Source organism: Flavobacterium sp. MMS24-S5, assembly GCF_050320125.1.
In the GTDB taxonomy this organism is placed as follows: Bacteria; Bacteroidota; Bacteroidia; order Flavobacteriales; family Flavobacteriaceae; genus Flavobacterium; species Flavobacterium tyrosinilyticum.
Genome location: NZ_CP190016.1, coordinates 1,323,164 through 1,345,301, shown reverse-complemented (window position 1 = coordinate 1,345,301; position 22,138 = coordinate 1,323,164). Strand labels below are relative to the sequence as shown.

Here is a 22,138-nt window from a genome sequence, read left to right as displayed (position 1 = left end):
AAGAGTTTTGAATAGTTAGAGATTAGAAAGAGATATCAACACCAACTGACCATGTTTTTGTGTAAGGATAAGCTCTTCCCCAGAAAACTTCTGTTTCGTCGATTTCAGGATCTACAGGAAGACGTTTGTCTGCCCAAGTCGCAATATTTTCACCAGAAGTATATAATCTTACTTTTTCTAATCCTGCTTTTTTCACAAGAGCTACTGGCAAATTATATCCGATAGTAAAGTTTTTTAGACGGAAATAAGACATGTCTAACAAATATCTTGTCGAAGTAACAAAGTTGTTCTGACCTTGAGTACCTGACCCAAAAGTATTTGCTTCGTTACCATAGTATGGATTTGGGAAATAAGCATCTGTGTTTTCTGGAGTCCAGTAATCTGCTTGGTTGGCGTACATTTGCTGAGGCGCACGGAAGAAAGGCAATACAGCATCTGAAGCAGCCCAGTAATCACGTTTTCCAACTCCTTGGAAGAAAGTAGAAATATCAAATCCGCGGAATTTACCACCTAATGTAATACCGTATCTGTAACGAGGAGTTGAGTTACCAATTTTTTTCAAATCTCCATGATCATCAGCAGTTCCAGCTCCACGAGTAATAGCGCCATCTCCATCTATATCTACGTAGTGAACGTCTCCAGCCCCATATTTAAAGTTTCCACCCATTGTTTTAGAGTAGTCAACACCATTTACCGTTTTTCCGTTATTCGTAATTACGTCATCAGCCTGTAAAAGTCTGTCACTAGTTAATCCCCAGATTTGGCCAATTTCGTAACCATCATAATAAGGTTTTGTATCTGGAGTAACTAAAGCTAATAGTTTAGAAGTGTTATTCCATTTTGTAATAACCGATTTAGAATCAGATAAAGCAAGATCAACAAAAACAGAAGCCGTTTCGCTTAAATTTTTATTAAAGTTTAATGAAAGCTCCCAACCTTGAGTTCTCATGTTTCCAGAGTTAGTTTGTGCAGAAGTCTGTCCAAATGAACCCGGAAGTGTTATACCTGGAGCAAGCATTCCTTTTGTATCACGCTGGTACCAGTCAAAAGAAGCACCAAGCATATCAAATATTTTAACATCGATACCCACATCTTTTGTCATTACTTTTTCCCAAGTTAATGCAGGATCTACGTTTGTTGGTAAGTTTGTAGAAGGTGGAAGAGTAGCACCACTATTTACCCAAGAAGGATTTTTAGCTGTCATGATCGATAAGAAAGCATTGTTTCCAACATTTTGGTTACCGATTGATCCGATAGAACCACGCAATTTAAGATCGTTTAACCATCCGCGAGTTCCTTCCATAAATTTCTCGTTCACAATTTTGTATCCTACAGAAGCAGAAGGGAAGAATCCCCATTGTTCGTTAGTTGGAAATCTTGATGAACCATCATAACGAGCATTAAGCTCTACTAAATAAATTCCGTTGTAATCATAATTCACACGTCCAAAGAAACCTGCAATTGAGTATTCTGTTTCTGTTGGGTTTAAATCTGTGTTTGCAGCTCCAGAAACAAATTGTTCTCCTACTGCAAGGTTAAATTCTGGTTTAGATTTGTCCAAAAGCGTATTTCTTCTTGCATAGTTGCGAGATAAATTTTGCCATTCTGAGTTGAAACCAGCTAAGAATTTGAAATTATGCTTGTCAAATTGTTTTTTATAGTTACCATAAATGTTTACCACATTTGTAGTTGACTCTTGTTTTGATTGTCCAACAAAATCATTTCCTGTTTCAAGAGTTGCAGGAGTAGCAGTCTGAATTGTAGTAGCATCGTATGGCATTGCAGACCAGCTATCCCATGCTAAGAATTTACCACCATTTTGTTTTCTGTTGTAGTAATCGTTTACACTGCTTACCTCAGTGATAAGGTTTAAATCTTTTGTAATATCCGCTGTAAATCTAGCGCTTAACCTTGTATTGCGTTTATTGTTTTCGTTTCTAGAAGCATTAGATAAATATCCTCCAGCTGTACGGAAATTGTATCCTCTGTAAGTTCCAAAATTCGGGAAATATTGCCCCCAACGTAGCGCATAACCAAAGTAACCTCCGTAACCTGTGTCATCGGTTCCAGAACCTCCATAATAGTTAAAAGGCTGATCGTAAGAACTGTTGATTGTCATTACTTTGAAATCTCCAGTAAGCCAATCTGCTAGTTTTGTCGTGAAACCTAAGTTGATGTTGATTCTTTGTCTTTTTTCCTGATTTACTCTTAACATACCATCTTGGTTGGTCAATCCGAACGAAGCAAAGAATGAACTTTTATCACCTAAATTTCCTTGAGCAGAAACATTGTGCGTTGTTTGTAACGCATTACTGGCATACAATTCTTTATTTGCATCCCAAACTCTATAAAAATAAGGAACACCATTTTTTATTTCCCAATCTTCTCCATAAACCATCTCATTACTGGTACGATTGTTTGCATATTTTTGTTTCCAGTTTTTAATTCCGTCTAATAAAATGCTGTAGTTCTGACCAAAAATCTCTGGAGTAGAACCATCCGTTCTTGTTCCTGCAGCGATCAATCCTGGAATTTCTTCTGTTGGATCTAAGAATTTAAGTGTAGAAATTGGATTTACAAAAGCAGTATTTGCTGAATACGAAAATCTCACTTTTCCTTCGCCTGTTTTTCCGCTTTTTGTAGTAATAAGAACAACACCAAACGCAGCACGAGCACCATAAATAGATGCAGAAGCCGCATCTTTAAGTACAGACATCGTTGCGATATCATTTGGGTTAATCAATGATAAGTCGGTAGGAACACCGTCAACTAATATTAAAGGATCGTCTGAACCATTAATTGTACCCGCTCCACGAATGTTGATTTTTGCGGCACGGTTAATATTTCCTGAGTTAAAATTAATGTTTACACCCGGAGTAGTACCTTGTAAAGCTCTACTAACATCAGTTAAAGGTCTGCTTCCAATTGTTTTAGCAACATCAATATTGGCAACAGCTCCTGTTAAGTTCGTTTTTTTCTGAGAAGCAAAACCTACAACAACAACTTCGTCTAATTTCGAAGTGCTTTCTATAAGACCAACATTTATTTTCTGTTGGCTTTCCACTTTAATTGATTGAGTTTCATAACCCATATAACTAAAGCTTAGAGTTCGTCCCGGCGCTACAGAAATGCTGTAGTTTCCATCAAAGTCAGTGGTTGTGCCATTATTTGTTCCTTGAATAACGACGCTGACTCCTGGAATTGGAATTCCGTCTGCTTTGCTTTTTACTGTTCCAGTAACTGTTTTTGCTTGTCCAAATGCTGCTTGAATGCACAAAAACAACACTGAAATAAAGAGTAACTTTTTCATGATTAATCTGGTTTTTTATGGTTGTTGTTGAGCAAATATATTTATTTATTGCATATAAATGCGTTATTTTGAATTTTTTTTCTAAAAATAATTTAAAAAACGCAAAATAACGCAAGTTTTGATAAAAAATAACTATTGATTTTGTTTTTAAAATCTTACTAATGCATGATTTTGCAGTTTTTGGGCTCTTTTCTGATATAGAATGAAATATTTGATATATTTGTGATGAATTTTAACTTTTATAAAAAAAATGCTGAAAGCCGAGAGACATAAATACATAATGACTAAACTTATTGAAGACCAAAAAGTTGTTACAACAGATTTAGCTTTGGCTCTCGATTTGTCTGAAGATACCATAAGAAGAGATTTGAACGAATTGGATAGCAGAAAGCAGTTAGAGAAAGTATACGGCGGCGCCGTTCAAGTTAAAGAGAAACCAGCAAATGTATTTGATATTGCCATAACTGCAGAAGAACAGAAAAAGCAAATCGTAACAAAAGCATTGTCTCTTCTTCATGACGATCAGGTTATTATAATGAGTGGAGGAAGCACTAATTTGGTTTTTGCAAAGTTAATTCCGGCCGATTTGAAAGCTACAATATATACGTATAGTTTACCAATAGCCATGCAGTTGTCTCAGCATCCTAATATCGATTTGATTTTTATTGGCGGAAAAATGCAGAAAAACGCAATGGTAACAATAGGTATGGATGTGATTCAGGTGGTTTCTAAAATTAAAGCCGATATTTGTTTCATTGGTGCCAGCAGTATTAATATCAAACAAGGACTTACAGAAGTAGGTTACGAAATCTCAATTGTAAAAAAAGCAATGATAGAAGCTTCTGATAGAGTGGTTTCGATGTTTGCTTCCAATAAATTAAATACCAAAATGCCTCATGGCGTTTGCGATCTTACCCAGCTGGATACTATTGTAACAGAATTAGATCCAGAAGATGAAAAATTAGATGAATATAGAAAATCTGGAGTCTTTATCTTATAATGTTAAACTTATATAAGATAGTTTTTGCGTTTTGTTGCGTTATTTGAAATTTATTATGTTAAAAAACGCAAAATAATGTATTTATATGCTTTTTGTATCTATATTTGTTAAAACTAATTTTATTAGTCAAATATATTTATGAAAATCATTCCTTCGTTTGCTTACCATTTCTGTGCTGTATTTGAGGAAGTTAGAAGCTTCTAAATAGGAACTTTAATAAATATTGAATTCTAATAAAATTTAGAATGTATTGTTTTTGCGAATAGCTTTTTTAGCGAAGTGCAGGAATAAAACATCTATTAAAGAACCAAAAGCAACAGAACCAATTAAATGTCCGATTCTCTCCAACTACAAGAATTAGAAACTTCACTAGAAGGAACTCTTTTTTATGATGACCTTCATAAAAAAATATATGCCACAGATGCCTCTGCTTATCGAATTATGCCTCTTGCCGTGGCGATTCCGAAATCAGAAAATGATATTGTAAATATTATTCGGTTTGCTTCCAAAAATAAAATTTCAATAACGCCCAGAACAGCAGGAACCTCTTTGGCGGGACAAACTATTGGAAGCGGAATCATTGTCGATGTTTCGAAACATTTTAATAAAATTGTTTCTTTTGATCCTAAAAAGAAAACCATAACGGTTCAGCCCGGAGTAATTCGTGATGAACTGAATTTATATCTAAAACCACACGGATTATTTTTTTCACCAACAACATCCACAACCAATCGATGTATGATTGGCGGAATGGTTGGAAATAATTCGTCGGGAACAACTTCAATTCGTTATGGTGTTACCCGAGATAAAATTGTAGAAATAAAAGCCGTTTTAAGTGACGGAACTACAGCGGTATTTAAAGATTTAACTTCTGAAGAATTTATTGAGAAAACAAAAGGAGATTCTTTAGAAAATAAAATTTATAAAACGATTTACGAAGAACTTTCGAATAAAGAAAATCAGGAAGAAATCTTAAAAGAATTTCCAAAACCAGAAATTCACAGACGAAATACAGGTTATGCAATTGATGTTTTGCTGAAATCGAAGCTTTTTTCGGGAACAGAAGATACCATCAATTTAGGAAAACTCCTTTGCGGAAGTGAAGGAACGTTGGCCTTTACGACAGAAATCACTTTAAAAGTAGACGATCTGCCACCAGTAAACAATATTATGGTTGTGGCACATTTTCATACCATTCAAGAAAGCTTGGAAGCCGTTGTCACTGCCATGAAACATCATTTGTACACTTGCGAAATGATGGATGACACGATTTTAGATTGCACCAAAACCAATAGAGAACAGGCTAAAAACCGATTTTTTATTGTAGGCGAACCAAAAGCAGTGATTATGCTCGAAGTTGGATCGCACATTAGTATGGAAGATGCCGAAATGCAGGCCGATGCTTTGATTAAAGATCTTCAAATTAATGGTTTCGGATATGCCTTGCCCAAAATTTACGGAACCGATATTGACAAAGTAAACGAGGTAAGAAAAGCAGGTCTCGGACTTTTAGGAAGTATTGTTGGAGATGATAAAGCTGCCGATTCTATTGAAGATACAGCGGTTGAACTAAGTGATCTCCCAAATTATATTGCCGATTTTGCAGCGATGATGGAAAGACACGGACAAAGTGCCATTTATTATGCGCATGCTGGAGCGGGAGAGCTGCATTTGCGTCCGAAGATAAACTTGAAGACAAAAGAAGGATTGCATCAATTCAGAAATTTATCTACTGAAGTAGCGCATCTGGTAAAAAAATATAGAGGTTCGTTAAGCGGTGAACATGGCGACGGAATCTTAAGAGGCGAGTTTCTGCCTTTTATGATTGGCGATAAAAACTACGAACTGCTAAAACGAGTTAAAAAAGCATTTGATCCCAATACGATTTTGAATGTTGGGAAAATTGTAAATGCTTCTAAAATGGATGAGAACCTTCGTTTTGAAGCAGGAAGAGAAGAACCGGAAATAAAAACGATTCAGGATTTCTCGGATAGCTTAGGGGTTTTACGTGCTGCCGAAAAATGTAACGGTTCGGGTGATTGCCGAAAAATGCCATCAGCGGGCGGAACTTTATGTCCGAGTTATCGTGCCACAAGAAACGAAAAAGATACAACGCGTGCACGTGCCAACGCTTTACGAGAATATCTAACGAATTCGGAAAAAGAAAATAAATTTGACTACGAAGAATTGTATAAGGTTTTTGAATTGTGTGTAAGCTGTAAAGCCTGCGCGAGCGAATGTCCGAGTAACGTAGACGTAGCGACATTAAAAGCTGAATTTTTATACCAATACCAAAAAGCAAATGGTTTTTCTTTTCGAAATAAAATCTTTGCTTTCAATTCAAAATTGAATGAATTGGGAAGTATTGCGCCCTCCGTTACCAATTGGGCATCCAACCTTTCTTTCGTTAAAAAACGTATGGGAATTGCGCCTGAAAGACAAGTGCCGTTACTGGCTCCAAAGACATTTAGAAAATGGTACGAAAAGAACAAAAAGGGTAATACAAACAGCTCTTTTGAGAATGGAAGCGTTTATCTTTTTTGTGATGAATTTACCAATTATTACGATGTTTCAGTCGGAATCGATGCGTACGAACTCTTAACAGAGTTAGGTTACAACGTAATTATAATCGATCATGAAGAAAGCGGAAGAGCCTTTATCTCAAAAGGTTTTCTGGAAGAAGCGCAGGAAATTGCCAATAAAAACATCAATACCTTTAAAAATATAATTTCTGAAAACACGCCTTTAATCGGGATTGAACCTTCGGCCATATTGACTTTCAGAGACGAATATCTCCGATTGGCTGCAGACAAAGAAAGTGCGGAGAAATTAGCTAAAAATACTTTTACGGTCGAAGAGTTTTTCAAAAGAGAAATTGGAAACGGAAAAATTCACGCTGATCAATTTTCTGAGAAAGAGAAAAATATCAAAATTCATGGGCATTGCCATCAAAAATCATTGAGTAGTGTAGAAGCTTCTTTTGCGATGCTGAATATTCCAAAAAATAACACGGTTACGATTTATAATTCTGGCTGTTGCGGAATGGCGGGTTCATTTGGATATGAAAAAGAACATTACGAAATCAGTATGAAGATGGGTGAAGATACTTTGTTTCCGAAAATCAGGGCAACAGAACCTTCAACAGAAATTGCAGCCGCGGGAACCAGCTGCCGCCATCAGATTTTTGACGGAACGAGCAGAAAGGCCGTGCATCCCGTAACCATTTTAAAAGATTGTTTGAAATAATTTTTTGTATTTTCCCAGTGCTTTTCAAAAATATTATTTTATAAAAACATCGATTATGAAAAAAACAATTTACACTTTCTTTCTTCTTTTTATAGCCTTTGCAGTCCAAGCGGCGAAGGTTGACACTTTGCAAATTTTTAGTCCTTCGATGCAGAAGAACATTAAAACTTGTGTTGTGGTTCCAGAGAATTATAAAAAGAGCAAAAAATCATTTCCTGTGGTTTACTTGCTTCATGGCTATAGCGGAAATTATGGTTCTTGGGCGAAAGATTTTAAAGAACTAGGAAAACAAGTAGATCAATACGGATTTATAGTGGTTGGTGTAGATGGAAATTATTCAAGCTGGTATTTTGACAGTCCGATCGATCCGAGTTTTAAATATGAAACTTATGTGGTAAAAGAACTAGTCCCGTTTATTGATAAACAGTACAGAACAATTGCAGACCGTAAAGCAAGAGCCATTTCAGGTTTAAGTATGGGCGGACATGGCGCTTTGTATTTGTCATTCAAACATCAAGATGTATTTGGCGCTGCAGGAAGTATGAGCGGAGGGGTAGATTTTCGTCCGTTTCCTGAAAATTGGGATATCAAAAAACGATTAGGTTCCAATTACAGAATTCCCAGAAAACTGGAATCAGAATACCGTGACCAATATGCTGGACTTGGTAAAAGACAATAAACTAAAACTGATTATTGATTGCGGAGTTGATGATTTCTTTATGAAAGTAAACAGAGAACTGCATGCAAAAATGTTGGATCTAAAAATAAATCACGATTATATCGAACGCCCAGGCGAACATAATCTTAAATACTGGGAGAATTCTTTAAAATATCAGCTGCTGTTTTTTCATGATTTCTTCAACGAAAACATAAAAACAAAGTAACGTTAAGTGCATTGCGAACTACCGATAATTTGTAATGCATAAATTTTGGTTGGTTATCCTAACAGGTTTTCAAAACCTGTTAGGTATTTTTTTGCCAATCTAAATTAGAAAGATTTTTTTAAGTTTTCTTCTTTACTCTATGAGATTGCTCGCAAAGTCGCAGAGGCGCAAAGAATATTCAAAAGACTTAAAAAAAGAAAAATTTTGCGCTTTTGCGACTTTGCGAGATTAAAAAATAATGATTGAAAAGAAACTTTTGCGAACATAGCGTAAACCACTGCGCCCTTTGCGGTTAAAATTTTCTGCCAACAATATTATACTAACTACCTAAAATAATAATTTATGAAAAGCCTAAAAATTATGATTTTGGTATTGCTGATTCAGACCAAAATATTCAGTCAGCAGTCTCCAAAAAGAGAAATGCGAGCCACTTGGATTTCTACCGTAGAAAATATCGACTGGCCTTCTAAACCAGGATTATCAGATAAAGAAATGAAGAACGAAATGATTGCCATTTTGGATAATCTACGTTCTTACAATATGAATACTGTAATTTTTCAAATTCGCCCAACGGCCGATGCGTATTACAAATCGACCAAAGAACCAGCGTCGCATTGGATAACCGGAACTCAAGGCGTTGCGCCAGGTTTTGATCCGTTGCAGATGATGATTGACGAAGCAGGAAAACGCGGAATGAACGTTCATGTGTGGCTTAATCCGTATCGTGTTCAAAAAGATACGGTAAGAGATGTGCTTTCAAAAAATCATTTATATTTTAAAAGACCAGACCTTTTCCTGACGTACGGAAAAACGAGATATTTTAATCCGGGTTTAAAAGAAACCAGAGATTTTGTGGCTTCTGTTGTGGGCGAAATTGTTCGTAAATATGATATTCAGGCCGTGCATATGGATGATTATTTTTATCCGTATAAAATTGAAGGGCAGGAGTTTCCAGATGAAAAAGCATTTGCCAAAGAACCGCGCCAGTTTAAAGACAAAGACGATTGGAGAAGAGACAATGTCGATTTAATCATCAAACAAATTAGAGATACCATTATCGCTAATAAACCAGAAGTCGAATTCGGAATTTCGCCATTTGGAGTTTGGAGAAATATAGCCAAAGATTCACAAGGTTCTAATACAAAAGCAGGAGCAACCAATTATGATGATTTGTATGCGAATATCTTAAAATGGCAAAAAGAAAACTGGATTGATTATGTAACACCTCAAATCTATTGGCACATTGGTTTTGACAGAGCCAATTTTGAAGTTTTGGCAAAATGGTGGGCAGAACATAAATATGGAGCAAATGTTTATGTGGGTCATGGCGATTACAAAATTTCAACTACTGCTAAAGAACCAGAATGGAGAAGTCCAGATCAAATTGTAAAACAGATTGAAATGATTCGTAAAATGCCTCAAATTGAGGGTTCGATGCATTTTACTGCTTCTACTTTCCTAAAAAAGGGAGATACGCTTAGACAGCCTCTTCTTCAAAAAGAATACAAATACATTGCTTTAACGCCAGAAGCAAACAGAATTACCAGATTAAAACCTGAAGTGCCAACAAATGCAGTAATTGCTAAAAAAGGTGACAAAGCAGTTTTAACTTGGAAAGCGACATTAAACGACAAAAAATATGTGATCTACAGATTTCCAAAAGGGAAAATTACTGATTTCTCAAATCCTCAGAATATTTATTATGTGACAACGGCTCTAAAACTAGAAGTGCCAAACCCAGATTTGGAAAACTACGTTTATGCGCTCACCGCTTTGAGTCAGACCCAGACAGAAAGCAGTCCGATTGAATTTTCAATAAAATAAAATATAAAAAGAAATGAGAAAAAGTATTCTTCTACTAGCCATATTTGTAAGTTCACTTAGTTTTGTACAAGCCCAAAAATTAGACATAATACCAAAACCTGTATCCGTTCAGCAAAGTGCGGGACAGTTTGTTTTTCCTTCACCATTAAAAATGGTTGTAGACAAAAAACTAAAAAATAGCGTCGATTATATCACTGCAGATTTTTCAAAAAATACTGGAATTACCCCAATTGTTTCCATTGGAAAAAAACACGGAAAAAATAATATTTCATTTTTAGTAGATAAGAAATTGGATCTTCCAAATGAAGGTTATCAATTAGAAATAAACGAAAAAGGAATTTTCGTAAAAGGAAAAACGGATAAAGGTGTTTTAAACGGATTCCAGACTTTACTGCAAATTTGCTCTGCAAAAGAAGTCAAAAAAGGAGCTCTTCCGTTTGTGAAAATTGAAGATTATCCTCGTTTTGACTGGCGCGGAATGATGCTCGATTGTTCACGACAATTCTTCGATAAACAAACCGTAAAAAATTATATCGATTGGTTGGCTGCTCATAAAATGAATGTTTTTCACTGGCATTTAACTGATGATAACGGCTGGAGAATCGAAATAAAATCGATGCCCGATTTAACTCTAAAAGGAGCTTGGAGAGCTGTCCAGGCGAAGTTTTGCTTCCATCTTATGGTTCTGGAGACAAACGTTACGGAGGTTTTTATACACAAGAAGATATTAAAGAAGTCGTGGCTTATGCAGCAAATCGCGGTATTTCTGTAATGCCAGAAATCGAAATTCCGGGACATTCACGTGCTGTAACGGCTTCGTATCCAGAAGTGGGCTGCGCGATAACGCAGGAACTAAAAAGTGTTCAGGGCGAAGTAAAAAATGTTTGGTGTGTAGGACGCGAAGAAAATTATGATCTTCTGGATTCGATTATTAGAGAAGTATCTGGATTGTTTCCTTTTGAATATATTCATATTGCGGGAGACGAAGTGAATCGCGCGAATTGGGAACATTGTCCAAAATGTCAAGCTTTGATGGCAAAAGAAGGATTTACGGACAGTTTTCAACTTCAGAATTATTTCTTTAGAAGAGTTCAAAAAATTGTAGATAAATACCATAAAAAAACGGATGGATGGAATGAAATCCTGAAAGGAGGAGAAATCAATCCAAATACGCTGATTTCTGCTTGGCAGGGAATTAGTTACGGAATTGAATCGGCTAAAAAAGGATACAAAACCATCATGATGCCGGGACAATTTCTGTATTTTGATATGGCGCAATCTGAAACGGAACGAGGTCATCGCTGGGCTGCAATTACTGATACAAAAAGAGCGTATTCATTCGAACCAATTCCTGATGCTGATTTAACACCAGAAGAACAAAAAAATATAATTGGAGTTCAAGGTGCTTTGTGGAGCGAATATTTGGATCGTCCTGCAAGAATTATGGAATACCAAAGTTATCCGAGAATCAGTGCGTTGTCTGAAATTGGATGGTCTAAAAAAGAAGATAAAAACTGGGATGATTTTTATGGAAGATTAACCAATAGCCATTTAAAAAGATTGGCAGATATGGGAATTGCATTTAGAGATTTTCCTCCAACGGCAATTTATAAAAACGGAACGATTACCGTAACGTCGCCTTATGAAGGTGCTATTGTACGATTTGATAAAGACGGAAATGAGCCAACGAGACAATCGCCTTTGTACACAGGATCAATTCAAACCAAAGATTATGAGCATTATATGTTTAGAGTTTTCTTCAATGAAACTTCGGCAAGTCCAGTTGTAAAAGTGGAGAAATTGCCTGTTGCAACTTGGAATACTTCAAAAGCTGAAGTTTTGACTATTTCTGAAAACATTTCGGAACATGTTGATAAAAAAGGCATTTGGTATCTGACATTTAATCCAACTGATGACGGAGCAAACGGAACAATCAAAAATGTTTCGCTTTTTGAAAATGATAAATTAGTGCAGACGTATGCAGACGAAAAAGGGTTAAAATCAAAACCTCGTTTGAGATTTCTGATTGAAAATTATAATGAAAAAAATACCTATAGATTAGATTTTACGGTAGAAAATAAAGAGGAGAAAAAGTCTGCTGCAAATGTAAAATTCAATTGTTCGCCTTATCAGGAACCAGGAGTGAAAGTAACTTCTTCGATGGAAGAAAATCCGAAGTTTCCAATTTCGAATCTGCAAGATTATAATGAAGAATCGTATTTGCGTACCGATGTCGCATGTAAAGAGGGCGACTGGATTTTATATACTTTTACCAATCCTGTAACATCTTCTAAAATTGATGTTTTAACTGGAATTCCACATCATCCGAGATTTATCATTAATAATGGTTTTGTGGAGTTTTCATATAATGGAACTGATTTTATAAAAGGCGATAATTTTGATTACGGAAACGCATCCATTTATCCGAAACAGCCTGTAAAAGCGGTTAGAATACAAATTACAGGAACCAATAACGAGCCTTTGATGGCAGGCCAGGACTTAAAAATTAATCCATAGACTATGAAAAATATTGGTATCAAAATTATAATTGTTTCCTTGATTTTCTTAGGAATAAATGGCTATTCTCAGGAAAACTCAAAACAACCAGATGGTTTAGAACGAAATAAAGTTTACATTGATTCAATGATGACAAATGCTCTGGAAAAAGGCTTTTTCCCAGGAGCACAAATTATCGTAGGTACTGGAGATTTTAATCTGATTTCCAAAAATTATGGTTATCATGATTATACTAAAAAGCAATTAGTAAAATCAGATGACGTTTTTGATCTGGCTTCGATGTCTAAAGTTTTAGGAGCGACATTGGTAACGATGCGTTTGGTTGGAGATGGAAAAATTAAATTGACAGATCAAGTTGGCGAAATTGTTCCGTTTTATAAAAATACAGCAATTTCAGATTTAACACTTTTTGAGTTGTTAACGCATACTTCTGGATTAACACCAAGTATCACTTTTTATCAAGCATTGCTTTCTACACCAGATAATTCGCCTTTTTTGAGCAATCAAAAATCAGAGCAATATGTTGAACCTTTTGATAATATGTATGTGAACAAAAACATTGTTTACGATTCTAAATATTTGGTTTTTGAACCAAAAGAAAATTGGGTTCAGATTTATAAAAACATGTGGCTCAATCCAGAATTTTATCCGTCGGTTTATGAAAGGATTGCGAAGGCCAATACAAATCCGAGAGGGAAATATCTTTACAGCGATTTAAATTTGCTTTTGGTGAAACAAATGATAGAAACCAAAACGGGAAAAAAACTCGATCAGTTCACAAATGAAATTTATACCGAATTAGGCATTTCAAAAATTGGATATAATCCTTTAAAATGGACTTCGATCGAAAACGTAATGCCGACTGAAGTAGATAATTTCTTCAGAAAAGATACTGTAAAAGGTTATGTGCACGATGAATCGGCAGCGATTTTTGGAGGCGTTTCTGGAAATGCAGGTTTATTTGCCAACGCAGAATCGATTGCCGTTATCTGCAAAATGTTAATGAACAACGGAAATTACAAAGGCAAACAGATTCTAAAAGCAAATGTCGTAAAAGAGTTTACAGATTCGCCACTTGCGAAAGAGGGAATTTATAGAGGTTTAGGTTTTGATAAAAGAAAAACAGACGAGTTTTTTACAAAAGACGATTTTGGACATACGGGTTTCACAGGAACTTTTTTCTTTATGAATAGAAATACTAATAGATTTTTAATCATTCTAACCAATCGAGTTAACCCAACAAGAACAAACCGATTAATGTATAAAGACGATTTTAGTACGAAAATCTGGAGACAGATTAATAAATATTAAAAAGTTTTTTAGCCACAGATTAAAAGGATTAAAATGATTTTTGTGTTTTGACACAAAATCTAAAATTTTTTCTCGCAGATTCCGCAGATTTAGGAGATTTTATTATTAAAATTATCTGCTAAATCTGCGGAATCTGCGAGAGTCAAAAATCATTTTAATCCTTTTAATCTGTGGCAAAATAAAAGAATAATTACCATGAAAAATATAATAATTTGCATACTAATTTCAGCAGTTTCTTTTGCGCAGCAAATAAAAACAGGAGCTGAGAATTCTGAAAAATATTTGCCATTATTAAAAGGCAAAACCGTTGGAATCGTAACCAATCAAACGGGAATTATCAATAAAGAAAAACACTTAGTCGATTTTTTAGTAGAACAAAAAGTAAAAATCAAAACCATTTTTGCGCCAGAACACGGTTTTAGAGGAACGGCAGATGCGGGCGAACATGTATCGGACGAAATAGATTCTAAAACAGGGTTATCCATTACTTCATTATACGGAAAAAACAATAAGCCGACACCAGAGCAATTAAAAGGAATCGATATTATTATTTTTGATTTGCAGGATGTTGGAACGCGATTATACACGTATGTTTCTACAATGCACCGCATTATGGAAGCCTGCGCTGAGAACAATGTTCCACTGATTGTACTGGATCGTCCCAATCCGAATATCGCGATTGTCGACGGTCCGGTTTTGGACATTGCTTTTAAAAGCGGTATCGGAATGCATCCAACGCCTTTATTGCACGGAATGACTTTGGGCGAAGAAGCCAAAATGATCAACGGACAGAAATGGCTGAAAGACGGAATTCAATGTAAGTTGACCATAATTCCGTGTTCGAATTATACCAGAAAAAGTACCTATAGTCTTCCAGTACGACCTTCGCCAAATTTACCAAACGATCAATCGATTAATTTATATGTGAGTTTATGCCTTTTTGAAGGAACCAATGTGAGCATGGGACGCGGAACTGAAAAGCAATTTCAGATTTACGGTTCACCTTATCTTCCAAAAAGTGATTTTGCTTTTACTCCAAAACCTAATTTTGGCGATAAAGATCCTTTGTATAAAGGCGTGGAATGTAACGGAGAAGATTTATCTGCAATTCCAAAAATAAACCGATTAGAAATAAAATGGCTTATTAAAGCCTATCAGACCACTTCTGATAAATCGAAGTTTTTTGACAAAAGAAAATTTGCCATTCGTGCTGGAAATGAAAAATTGCAACAGCAGATCGAAGCCGGAATTTCGGAAGAAGAAATTAGAAACAGCTGGAAAGAAGGTGTGGCAGCATTTAAAAAAATGCGTGCTAAATATTTGATTTATAAGTAATATCTCTCAGATTTACTTAGATTTTTGTAAAATAGATCATTTATTCATCCGGACTAGTTATAATTATAAAACTGGTATGCTTTATTGGTACGGTAAGAAACTACTTTTGCCAAAAAAATAGTAAACCAAAATGAAAAAGATCTATTTTGCTGTCTTTACAGTAATTTGTACCAATTTTTACGCACAGACAAAGAACGATTCCATCAACCAAATGGATGAAGTTATTATTAATGAAGGCCGTTTTAATACACCCATTTCTAAACAAAACAGAAATGTATATGTTATCTCGAGCGAAACCATTAAAAAACTGCCAGGAAGAACATTGCAAGAAGTGTTGCAATATGCCAACGGTGTAGACATCAGACAAAGAGACCATTTGGAACTCAAGCCGACATTAGTGTTGACGGTGGAAGTTTTGAGCAAACTGTTGTTTTGCTAAACGGAGCAAAAGTAATCGACTCGCAAACTGCCCATAATATGTTGAATCTTCCTCTTCCGGTTGAAGCAATTGAAAGAATAGAAGTAGTTCGTGGTTCAGCTGCGAGAATTTACGGAATTAACAGTTTAACTGGAGCAATTAATATTATTACCAAAAAACCAACCGATTCTGGTTTTATGGTAAGCACTTATGCAGGTTCTAATTTCGAAAAAGATACGCAAGATACAGGAGATACTTTTTACGGTACAGGAATTCAGGCTGGAGCTGTTTTAGGTAAAGAAAAACAACAGCATTTAATCTTCGCTTCGCATGATAAAAGCAACGGTTACCGTTACAATACCGCATTCGAAAACAACAAAATTTTCTATCAAGGAAATGTGCAAATCAATGATAAAAACGAAATTTTAGGTTCTGCAGGTTATATCAATAACGGATTTGGTGCAAACGGATTTTACGCAGCGCCTGGAGATAAAAATTCAACCGAAATTGTTCAGACTACATTTGCCAACATTCAGTCCAATCATCAAATTACGGACAGTTGGAAACTAATGCCGAGAGTTACTTACAGATACAATTATGATGATTACCGTTATTTAGGAAACTCGAATTTGGCTGTTGGAAGAAGTCAGCATTATACCAATTCTATTGCGGGAGAGTTGAACTCCACCGTTAAATTATCTAAAGGAGAAATTGGTTTTGGAGCTGAGTTTAGAAACGAAAACATTCACTCTTCAAACATTGGAGATCACGATCGCGAAAATGTTGGATTGTATGCCGAATACAGAACGAATTTTACTGAAAAACTTGATGTAAATATCGGAACATATTTAAACTATAATTCAGATTACAAATGGCAGATTTATCCAGGAATCGATGCAAGTTATGCCATTACAGATGCATTTAAAATTATTGGAAATTTGGGAACAAGCCAAAGAATTCCTTCGTTTACCGATTTATACTTGAAACAGACAGGAAATGTTGGAAACCCAGATTTGGATTCAGAAAATGCTTTTCAAAGTGAAGTAGGATTCAAGTACAACAAAAGAGCTTTGAGCTTTAATGCGAATTATTTCTACAGAAAAATAGACAACTATATCGACTGGATGCGTAATCTTACAACGCAGCCGTGGCAAAGTCAAAACACAGGAGATTTGAACACCAACGGTATCAATTTGCGTGGAACTTATAGATTCGATTTCTCTAAAGATTCTAGATTGAACATCCTTTTAGGATACACTTATTTAGATTCTGAATTTAAAACAGCGCGTACAGAAACGTATTCAAAATATTCCATTTCTTCATTAAAGCATCAAATTACCAACACCATAGATTATCAGTTTAAAAACTTATCTGTGATGTTTGCAACTCGTTTTAACGAAAGAATTACAGGACCTTCTTACTGGGTAAATGATTTTAGAGTAAGTCAGTCAATTAATAAATTCACCATTTTCTTAGATGGACAAAATATCTTTAATGCAACGTATTATGAAGTAGGAGCAGTGCCGCTGCCTTCTAGATGGTTTACATTGGGAGTGAAATTAGTTACTTTTTAAATTACTTGATTTAGGAAATTAGATTTTTGTAAAAAGCCTGTAAATATTACGTTTACAGGCTATTCTTCTTTAACCAAAGATTGACATCATCAAACATCTGTTTACTTACGGTATGGCCTTCTTCGTACGAATGAAAATTTGGGTTTAAGTTTTTTGTTTTTAGAAAATCAGAAGCGTCGACGGCATATTGATAATTTAAAACGGCATCTTGTTTTCCGTGCGAAATGAAGATTTTAAGATTGTCAAGACATTTTTCATCGGCCATAAACGGTTTTATTTCGGGCAAAAGTCTTCCGCTCATTACAGCAATTCCTTTTACTTTTTCTGGAGCAGTAAGCGCAACACTGTAACTCATAATTCCGCCTTGGCTAAATCCCATTAAATAAACTTCATCTGGATTAAAGTTAATTTCAGATTTTAAATCACTAATAAAATCAATCAGCATTAATCTTGAATTTTCTGCTTGTTCAGCATTTATTTGAGGTTTTCCAGTAGAAAAATCTACCTGAAACCAAGCAAAACTATTTGGGCCAAAGTTAACGGGCCGCGCGCAGAAACTACGACAAAGTTATCTGGCAATTCGGGAGCAAACGAAAAGAGATTTTGTTCGTTTCCGCCAACGCCATGAAGCAAAATTACCAAAGGCGGATTTGCCGTTTTTATTTTTGGTTCTCTAATTAAATAATGCAGTTTAGTTTTTTCTTTGGTTGAATTCATAATTGTAAAACTGAAAATTGATAGGGTAATAAGGACAGCAAATGCTATCCCAAAAGGCCTTTTTATACTCATGCTTTGTCTATTTTTACAGACATCATATTGAGTGATCCTGCAACAAGTTCGTCATTGAAAACAGTTGCTTTTTCGTCTTTTTCTTGAAGCGATAAAATGTACAATAATGGAAGATAATGTTCTGGCGTTGGAACCGCCAATTCAAATTCTCTACCCTGTTTATCAAACTGAATAAGCGATTTATGGTCATTGTCCAAAATCATGCTTTTCATTTTTTCATTTGCAATATGCGCCCATTCGAAGGCATAACCAGGAACCATCATTTTGTCCCATGCCGCAAGACGTAAGTTGTGAACCGTATTTCCGCTTCCGACAATAAGAACGCCTTTTCGGCGTAAAGCAGCCAATTCTTTTCCTAATTCATAATGATAAGAAGCAGGTTGCGTATAATCGATACTCATTTCGATAATCGGAATATCGGCGTTTGGATAAAGAAATTTTACAACCGTCCAGCATCCATCGTGCCAATCCCCAGGTATTGTCTAAACCAACCGAAGTTGAAGTAATCAGTTTTTGTGTTTCCAAAGCCAATTCTGGACTTCCAGGCGCAGGATATTGCACGTCGAAAAGTGCTTGCGGAAAACCTCCAAAATCATGAATAGTGGGCGGTTTTTGCATTGCGGTTACAAAAGTTCCTTTGGTTTCCCAATGTGCCGAAATACAAAGTATGGCTCTTGGCTTTGGCAATGTTTTGGCTACTTGCTGAAAACCTTGTGTGAAATTATTATCTGCCAATGCATTCATCGGATTTCCGTGTCCAAGAAAAAGAACTGGCATTCGTTCTGTTGGGCCAAAAGTATCTACGGCCGTTTTGAGTGAGCTGAGTTTCATTGCTGCAGCTCCGATAGGTAAAATTGCCATGGTTTTTAGAAAATCTTTACGATTCATTTTTTATAATTAATTGCTTAAAAAGTATCTTTTATTTGTGATACAAAGTTGCATTTAATTATAACCAAAGAGGTAACGATTTTCGGAAGAAAGGTTGTGTTTTTAAGAAAGAAGCTTCTTCATTTCTTCTCTAAATTCGGTTGGAGTTATTCCTGCTTTTCGTTTGAAAGCGTGTGTAAAATAGGTTTTTTCATTAAAACCGAGTTCGTAACCTATTTCGGCAATGTTTTTATCTGTGGTCATCAATAAGTTTTTGGCTTCAGTCAATTTTCTGGTTTCAATAATTTCCGAAACGCTTTGCTGTAGAATATTCTGGCAGATATTATTTAAGTTGCGCGAAGTCATAAAGAGTTTTTCTGCATAGAAATTAACATCTTTAGATTCTTTATAATGCTCTTCTAACAATCTCAGAAAGTTTTTAAAAGTAGAACTTTGAATTTTTTTCGATTCATCATTATTCAAATTCAATTTTCGTCTTTCTGATTCGATAATGGTAAAAAGCGCGCTTAATAATTGTTTGATAACGGCAAGATCAGGAGCTTCTTGTTGGTATTCGTCAAAAATAATTTTGCAGATCGTATCCAGTTTTTCAAAACACTGATTGCTCTGCAAACTAATATTTGCCTTGTCATGAAAGGAAGCATAAAGGCTAAAAGTAGTTTCGGCAATAAATTCACTTTTGAATCGCAAAACCCACATATCACAATCCCCATCTTTTACAAGAGGTTTTGCGCGATGAATTTTTCCTTGAGTGACAAAACTGATAAAAGGCGCTTCTATTAATTTGGATTGAAAATCTATAAAATGTTCCAGCTGACCTTTATTTCCAATAATAAGTTCTTCAAAATCATGCGTATGGGGTTCGTTTACCGATTGCATAATTTTTTCAGATTCGGCAGTTGTAATTTTAAACATTTTAAAAATCTCAGTCATAAATCAATTTTTATAGAATTTTAAAGGTAATTATTATTTTTAAAATTTTTTGAAATCAAAAAAACACAATAAGATTGAATGTCCTTCCAATTAAGTTAAAGAAATTGTTGTATAAATATTCTTATATTCGCTAGAAGATATTTTTAAGTATTAAACAAAAAACGTTTTGTTGATTTGCAAAAGAGGTAAAAAATTGTCTTATTCGAAATGATAAAAAAATAGAAATGAAAATAAAATTAATCATTACAATTGTTCTTTTAACTTTTTTCACAAAGGCTCAATGTCAGTATGTAATAAACTTTAAAGCTGATTTTAAAATGTCTTTGAACGAGACGTTTAATGAAGACCAACTAAATGATTTATTTTCGAAATATTCAAATCTTTTAACTCCGCAAAGCGATATTACACAATTAAGTTCTGGTTTGAAGGGCGAAACTTTGGTGAATTTTCCTTTAAGCGATTTCAAAAATGACGATTTGTATATTGACAACATTGATAAAATGTTGAATTCAGAAAACTCTTTTCAACGTTTATTTTCCTATTTAATAATTGGCGCTTCCAATGATCTAGCAAGAGAAGGACAATTGTTAAATAAACTAAAAACAGAAAAGGATAAAGGAAATTTGATTTGGTGCGGAATGGCACTTCTTAATTTAAAAACAAAGCATACTACTGAATTGTTTGATTTTTTAGTAGAAAATGAAAATTTTGGAGATGCTCATATGCTTCCATTATTTTTAAAACTAGATAAAAATAATTTACAAGAAACAGCTTATCAAAGATATAATATTGACAATATAAAAGCTAGAATTTTAGCGATTCAGATTTTATCAAAAACTGGAAATAATACTGAAACGGAGAAAATTGTTTTAGATGCTGTTAAAAATTGGGATATAAACATTAAAGGATATGCAATTTATACGGTAAAAGAACTTCAAATAGGGAATTTGCTAGAGACTGTTAAGCCATTTTTAGATAATGATAATACAAGAAAAATTACTTTACAAGCTTTAGCAAATAGTCCGACAAGTAGCGACAATGAGTATTTAAAATCATTAATAAATCAAAAAGAGACTGTTCCAGATGATTTATTAAATTGTTTTCTTGAATCGAAAAAAATTGAAAATGTAAAATATTGGTTAGAATTACTGACATCAAAAAAGATTTCAAATGATTATTACTTTTTAGTTCAGCGAAATAAAATTCTTTATTCTGAGGAATTATTGCCCAATATCCAAAATGCTTTAAAAGAGTGCAATAACGAAAAAATAATTGAACAATTAGTTAGTGCGTTAAAAAGTAGAAATGATGTGGAAAGTACAACTATTTTGTTAGACTTTTTAAAACACAAAAACAGAACGATAAGATATTGGAGTGCAGATGCATTGAAAGGAAATAAAAGTCAAAAATTAATTGACCTTTTACCAAGTTTAATAAATGATGAAAAATACAGAACAGTAGCTTTGGTAAATTTATTTGTTGAAAATAGGATTAATGATCAGCAAATTATATTTGAGAAAATATATAAAAATAATACCAAAGATTCCGATTGGGAAAGAGGGGCAATAGAATATTTAGCAAGTTTTCCTTTAGAAAGGCATGCAGAATTTTTTAGAAAAATTTTAATGAATAAACAATCCGATTTTTCCGTTAGATATGATGCTGCATTGGGATTAGGAAGATTAAAAGATGTTGATTCTGTTGATTTACTTATTCAAGTTTGCGAAGAAACCAGAAAAGAAAGCGATCTAAATTCGAGAACATACCTACAGGCATTAGCAATGATTAAAGGAGAAAAAGCACGAAATGAAATTAAATCATTTTTAAATAGCGATGAACAAGTTGTTGCAAAACTTGCAATCGAATTATTAGACAATTGGTAAGTGTAATAATGATTTTAAAAACCTATGAGCATAATTTTTGCAGATTTTTTATTTACAATTTGAAACATCATATTTTCTAAAATTTTAATGAGCTGTTAAATAGAATCATATAAATTTTCTCCAAAATCATGTAACAAATTTTCGAGCTATTTTTTTCAATTTTACGAGTCTATGAAAACAAAGTAATAATCATACTTTCAGTTTTTGATGGTATAAAAAGAATTAG

16 protein-coding genes and 1 pseudogene are annotated in these 22,138 nt (G+C 34.5%); 12 read left to right on the top strand and 5 right to left on the bottom strand.

Annotation, left to right across the window (positions count from 1 at the left end; all coding sequences use genetic code 11):
• Positions 1 to 22 precede the first annotated feature (22 nt).
• Complete coding sequence (locus ACPWTF_RS05930; RefSeq protein ID WP_427874794.1) at positions 23 to 3,310, bottom strand: SusC/RagA family TonB-linked outer membrane protein; 3,288 nt, start codon at positions 3,308 to 3,310, stop codon at positions 23 to 25.
• A gap of 250 nt (positions 3,311 to 3,560) precedes the next feature.
• Between ACPWTF_RS05930 and ACPWTF_RS05925 the strand changes: the two genes are divergently transcribed.
• The 11 genes from ACPWTF_RS05925 to ACPWTF_RS05875 all read left to right on the top strand — a co-directional run bounded on the left by ACPWTF_RS05925 (position 3,561) and on the right by ACPWTF_RS05875 (position 17,419).
• Complete coding sequence (locus ACPWTF_RS05925; protein WP_095929098.1) at positions 3,561 to 4,310, top strand: DeoR/GlpR family DNA-binding transcription regulator; 750 nt, start codon at positions 3,561 to 3,563, stop codon at positions 4,308 to 4,310.
• A gap of 330 nt (positions 4,311 to 4,640) precedes the next feature.
• Positions 4,641 to 7,556 (top strand): FAD-binding and (Fe-S)-binding domain-containing protein, encoded by a 2,916-nt coding sequence (locus ACPWTF_RS05920; protein ID WP_427874793.1) that lies wholly within the window; start codon positions 4,641 to 4,643, stop codon positions 7,554 to 7,556.
• Positions 7,557 to 7,611: 55 nt separating this feature from the next.
• Positions 7,612 to 8,235: an alpha/beta hydrolase gene (locus tag ACPWTF_RS05915; RefSeq protein ID WP_427874792.1), complete on the top strand. Its 624-nt coding sequence runs from the start codon at positions 7,612 to 7,614 to the stop codon at positions 8,233 to 8,235.
• Complete coding sequence (locus ACPWTF_RS05910; protein WP_427874791.1) at positions 8,210 to 8,440, top strand: hypothetical protein; 231 nt, start codon at positions 8,210 to 8,212, stop codon at positions 8,438 to 8,440. The genes ACPWTF_RS05915 and ACPWTF_RS05910 overlap by 26 nt, the downstream gene beginning before the upstream one ends.
• A 342-nt stretch (positions 8,441 to 8,782) precedes the next feature.
• Positions 8,783 to 10,264, top strand: a complete 1,482-nt coding sequence (locus tag ACPWTF_RS05905; RefSeq protein ID WP_427874789.1) for a glycoside hydrolase family 10 protein — start codon at positions 8,783 to 8,785, stop codon at positions 10,262 to 10,264.
• 13 nt (positions 10,265 to 10,277) lie between these two features.
• Complete coding sequence (locus tag ACPWTF_RS05900) at positions 10,278 to 11,036, top strand: family 20 glycosylhydrolase (RefSeq protein ID WP_427874788.1); 759 nt, start codon at positions 10,278 to 10,280, stop codon at positions 11,034 to 11,036.
• Positions 11,003 to 12,781, top strand: coding sequence for a beta-N-acetylhexosaminidase (locus tag ACPWTF_RS05895; RefSeq protein ID WP_427875735.1), 1,779 nt, complete (start codon positions 11,003 to 11,005; stop codon positions 12,779 to 12,781). Before ACPWTF_RS05900 ends, ACPWTF_RS05895 begins: the two co-directional genes overlap by 34 nt.
• Before the next feature lie 3 nt (positions 12,782 to 12,784).
• The gene (locus tag ACPWTF_RS05890) at positions 12,785 to 14,092 is read left to right on the top strand and encodes a serine hydrolase domain-containing protein (RefSeq protein WP_427874787.1); all 1,308 of its coding nucleotides are present in this window, start codon (positions 12,785 to 12,787) and stop codon (positions 14,090 to 14,092) included.
• A 195-nt stretch (positions 14,093 to 14,287) separates the two neighbouring features.
• On the top strand, positions 14,288 to 15,427 hold the full coding sequence (locus ACPWTF_RS05885; protein ID WP_427874786.1) for an exo-beta-N-acetylmuramidase NamZ family protein: 1,140 nt from the start codon (positions 14,288 to 14,290) through the stop codon (positions 15,425 to 15,427).
• Between the two features lie 130 nt (positions 15,428 to 15,557).
• Complete coding sequence (locus ACPWTF_RS05880; RefSeq protein ID WP_427874785.1) at positions 15,558 to 15,866, top strand: hypothetical protein; 309 nt, start codon at positions 15,558 to 15,560, stop codon at positions 15,864 to 15,866.
• Complete coding sequence (locus ACPWTF_RS05875; RefSeq protein ID WP_427875734.1) at positions 15,749 to 17,419, top strand: TonB-dependent receptor plug domain-containing protein; 1,671 nt, start codon at positions 15,749 to 15,751, stop codon at positions 17,417 to 17,419. The genes ACPWTF_RS05880 and ACPWTF_RS05875 overlap by 118 nt, the downstream gene beginning before the upstream one ends.
• Positions 17,420 to 17,471: 52 nt before the next feature.
• On the opposite strand, the gene ACPWTF_RS05870 is transcribed toward ACPWTF_RS05875, so the two are convergent.
• From ACPWTF_RS05870 to ACPWTF_RS05855, 4 genes and pseudogenes are all read right to left on the bottom strand, one after another.
• The gene (locus ACPWTF_RS05870; RefSeq protein WP_427875733.1) at positions 17,472 to 17,897 is read right to left on the bottom strand and encodes an alpha/beta hydrolase; all 426 of its coding nucleotides are present in this window, start codon (positions 17,895 to 17,897) and stop codon (positions 17,472 to 17,474) included.
• 23 nt (positions 17,898 to 17,920) lie between these two features.
• Positions 17,921 to 18,136: a hypothetical protein gene (locus tag ACPWTF_RS05865; protein ID WP_427874784.1), complete on the bottom strand. Its 216-nt coding sequence runs from the start codon at positions 18,134 to 18,136 to the stop codon at positions 17,921 to 17,923.
• A gap of 68 nt (positions 18,137 to 18,204) precedes the next feature.
• Positions 18,205 to 19,039, bottom strand: a pseudogene (gene ygiD / locus ACPWTF_RS05860) (4,5-DOPA dioxygenase extradiol).
• A 159-nt stretch (positions 19,040 to 19,198) separates the two neighbouring features.
• Entirely contained in the window at positions 19,199 to 20,029 is an 831-nt protein-coding gene (locus ACPWTF_RS05855; RefSeq protein WP_427874783.1) for a helix-turn-helix domain-containing protein, read from the bottom strand.
• A 224-nt stretch (positions 20,030 to 20,253) separates the two neighbouring features.
• Here ACPWTF_RS05855 and ACPWTF_RS05850 point away from each other — a divergent pair, with 224 nt between their 5' ends.
• Positions 20,254 to 21,912 carry a HEAT repeat domain-containing protein gene (locus ACPWTF_RS05850; protein WP_427874782.1) on the top strand — a complete coding sequence of 553 codons (1,659 nt, stop codon included), beginning with the start codon at positions 20,254 to 20,256 and terminating at the stop codon, positions 21,910 to 21,912.
• Positions 21,913 to 22,138: the final 226 nt, after the last annotated feature.

Bases quoted from the DNA above. Each gene is read 5' to 3' on its own strand.
- ACPWTF_RS05930 (WP_427874794.1), bottom strand. From the start codon at position 3,310: ATGAAAAAGTTACTCTTTATTTCAGTGTTGTTTTTGTGCATTCAAGCA.
- ACPWTF_RS05925 (WP_095929098.1), top strand. From the start codon at position 3,561: ATGCTGAAAGCCGAGAGACATAAATACATAATGACTAAACTTATTGAA.
- ACPWTF_RS05920 (WP_427874793.1), top strand. From the start codon at position 4,641: ATGTCCGATTCTCTCCAACTACAAGAATTAGAAACTTCACTAGAAGGA.
- ACPWTF_RS05915 (WP_427874792.1), top strand. From the start codon at position 7,612: ATGAAAAAAACAATTTACACTTTCTTTCTTCTTTTTATAGCCTTTGCA.
- ACPWTF_RS05910 (WP_427874791.1), top strand. From the start codon at position 8,210: ATGCTGGACTTGGTAAAAGACAATAAACTAAAACTGATTATTGATTGC.
- ACPWTF_RS05905 (WP_427874789.1), top strand. From the start codon at position 8,783: ATGAAAAGCCTAAAAATTATGATTTTGGTATTGCTGATTCAGACCAAA.
- ACPWTF_RS05900 (WP_427874788.1), top strand. From the start codon at position 10,278: ATGAGAAAAAGTATTCTTCTACTAGCCATATTTGTAAGTTCACTTAGT.
- ACPWTF_RS05890 (WP_427874787.1), top strand. From the start codon at position 12,785: ATGAAAAATATTGGTATCAAAATTATAATTGTTTCCTTGATTTTCTTA.
- ACPWTF_RS05885 (WP_427874786.1), top strand. From the start codon at position 14,288: ATGAAAAATATAATAATTTGCATACTAATTTCAGCAGTTTCTTTTGCG.
- ACPWTF_RS05880 (WP_427874785.1), top strand. From the start codon at position 15,558: ATGAAAAAGATCTATTTTGCTGTCTTTACAGTAATTTGTACCAATTTT.
- ACPWTF_RS05865 (WP_427874784.1), bottom strand. From the start codon at position 18,136: ATGAATTCAACCAAAGAAAAAACTAAACTGCATTATTTAATTAGAGAA.
- ACPWTF_RS05855 (WP_427874783.1), bottom strand. From the start codon at position 20,029: ATGACTGAGATTTTTAAAATGTTTAAAATTACAACTGCCGAATCTGAA.
- ACPWTF_RS05850 (WP_427874782.1), top strand. From the start codon at position 20,254: ATGAAAATAAAATTAATCATTACAATTGTTCTTTTAACTTTTTTCACA.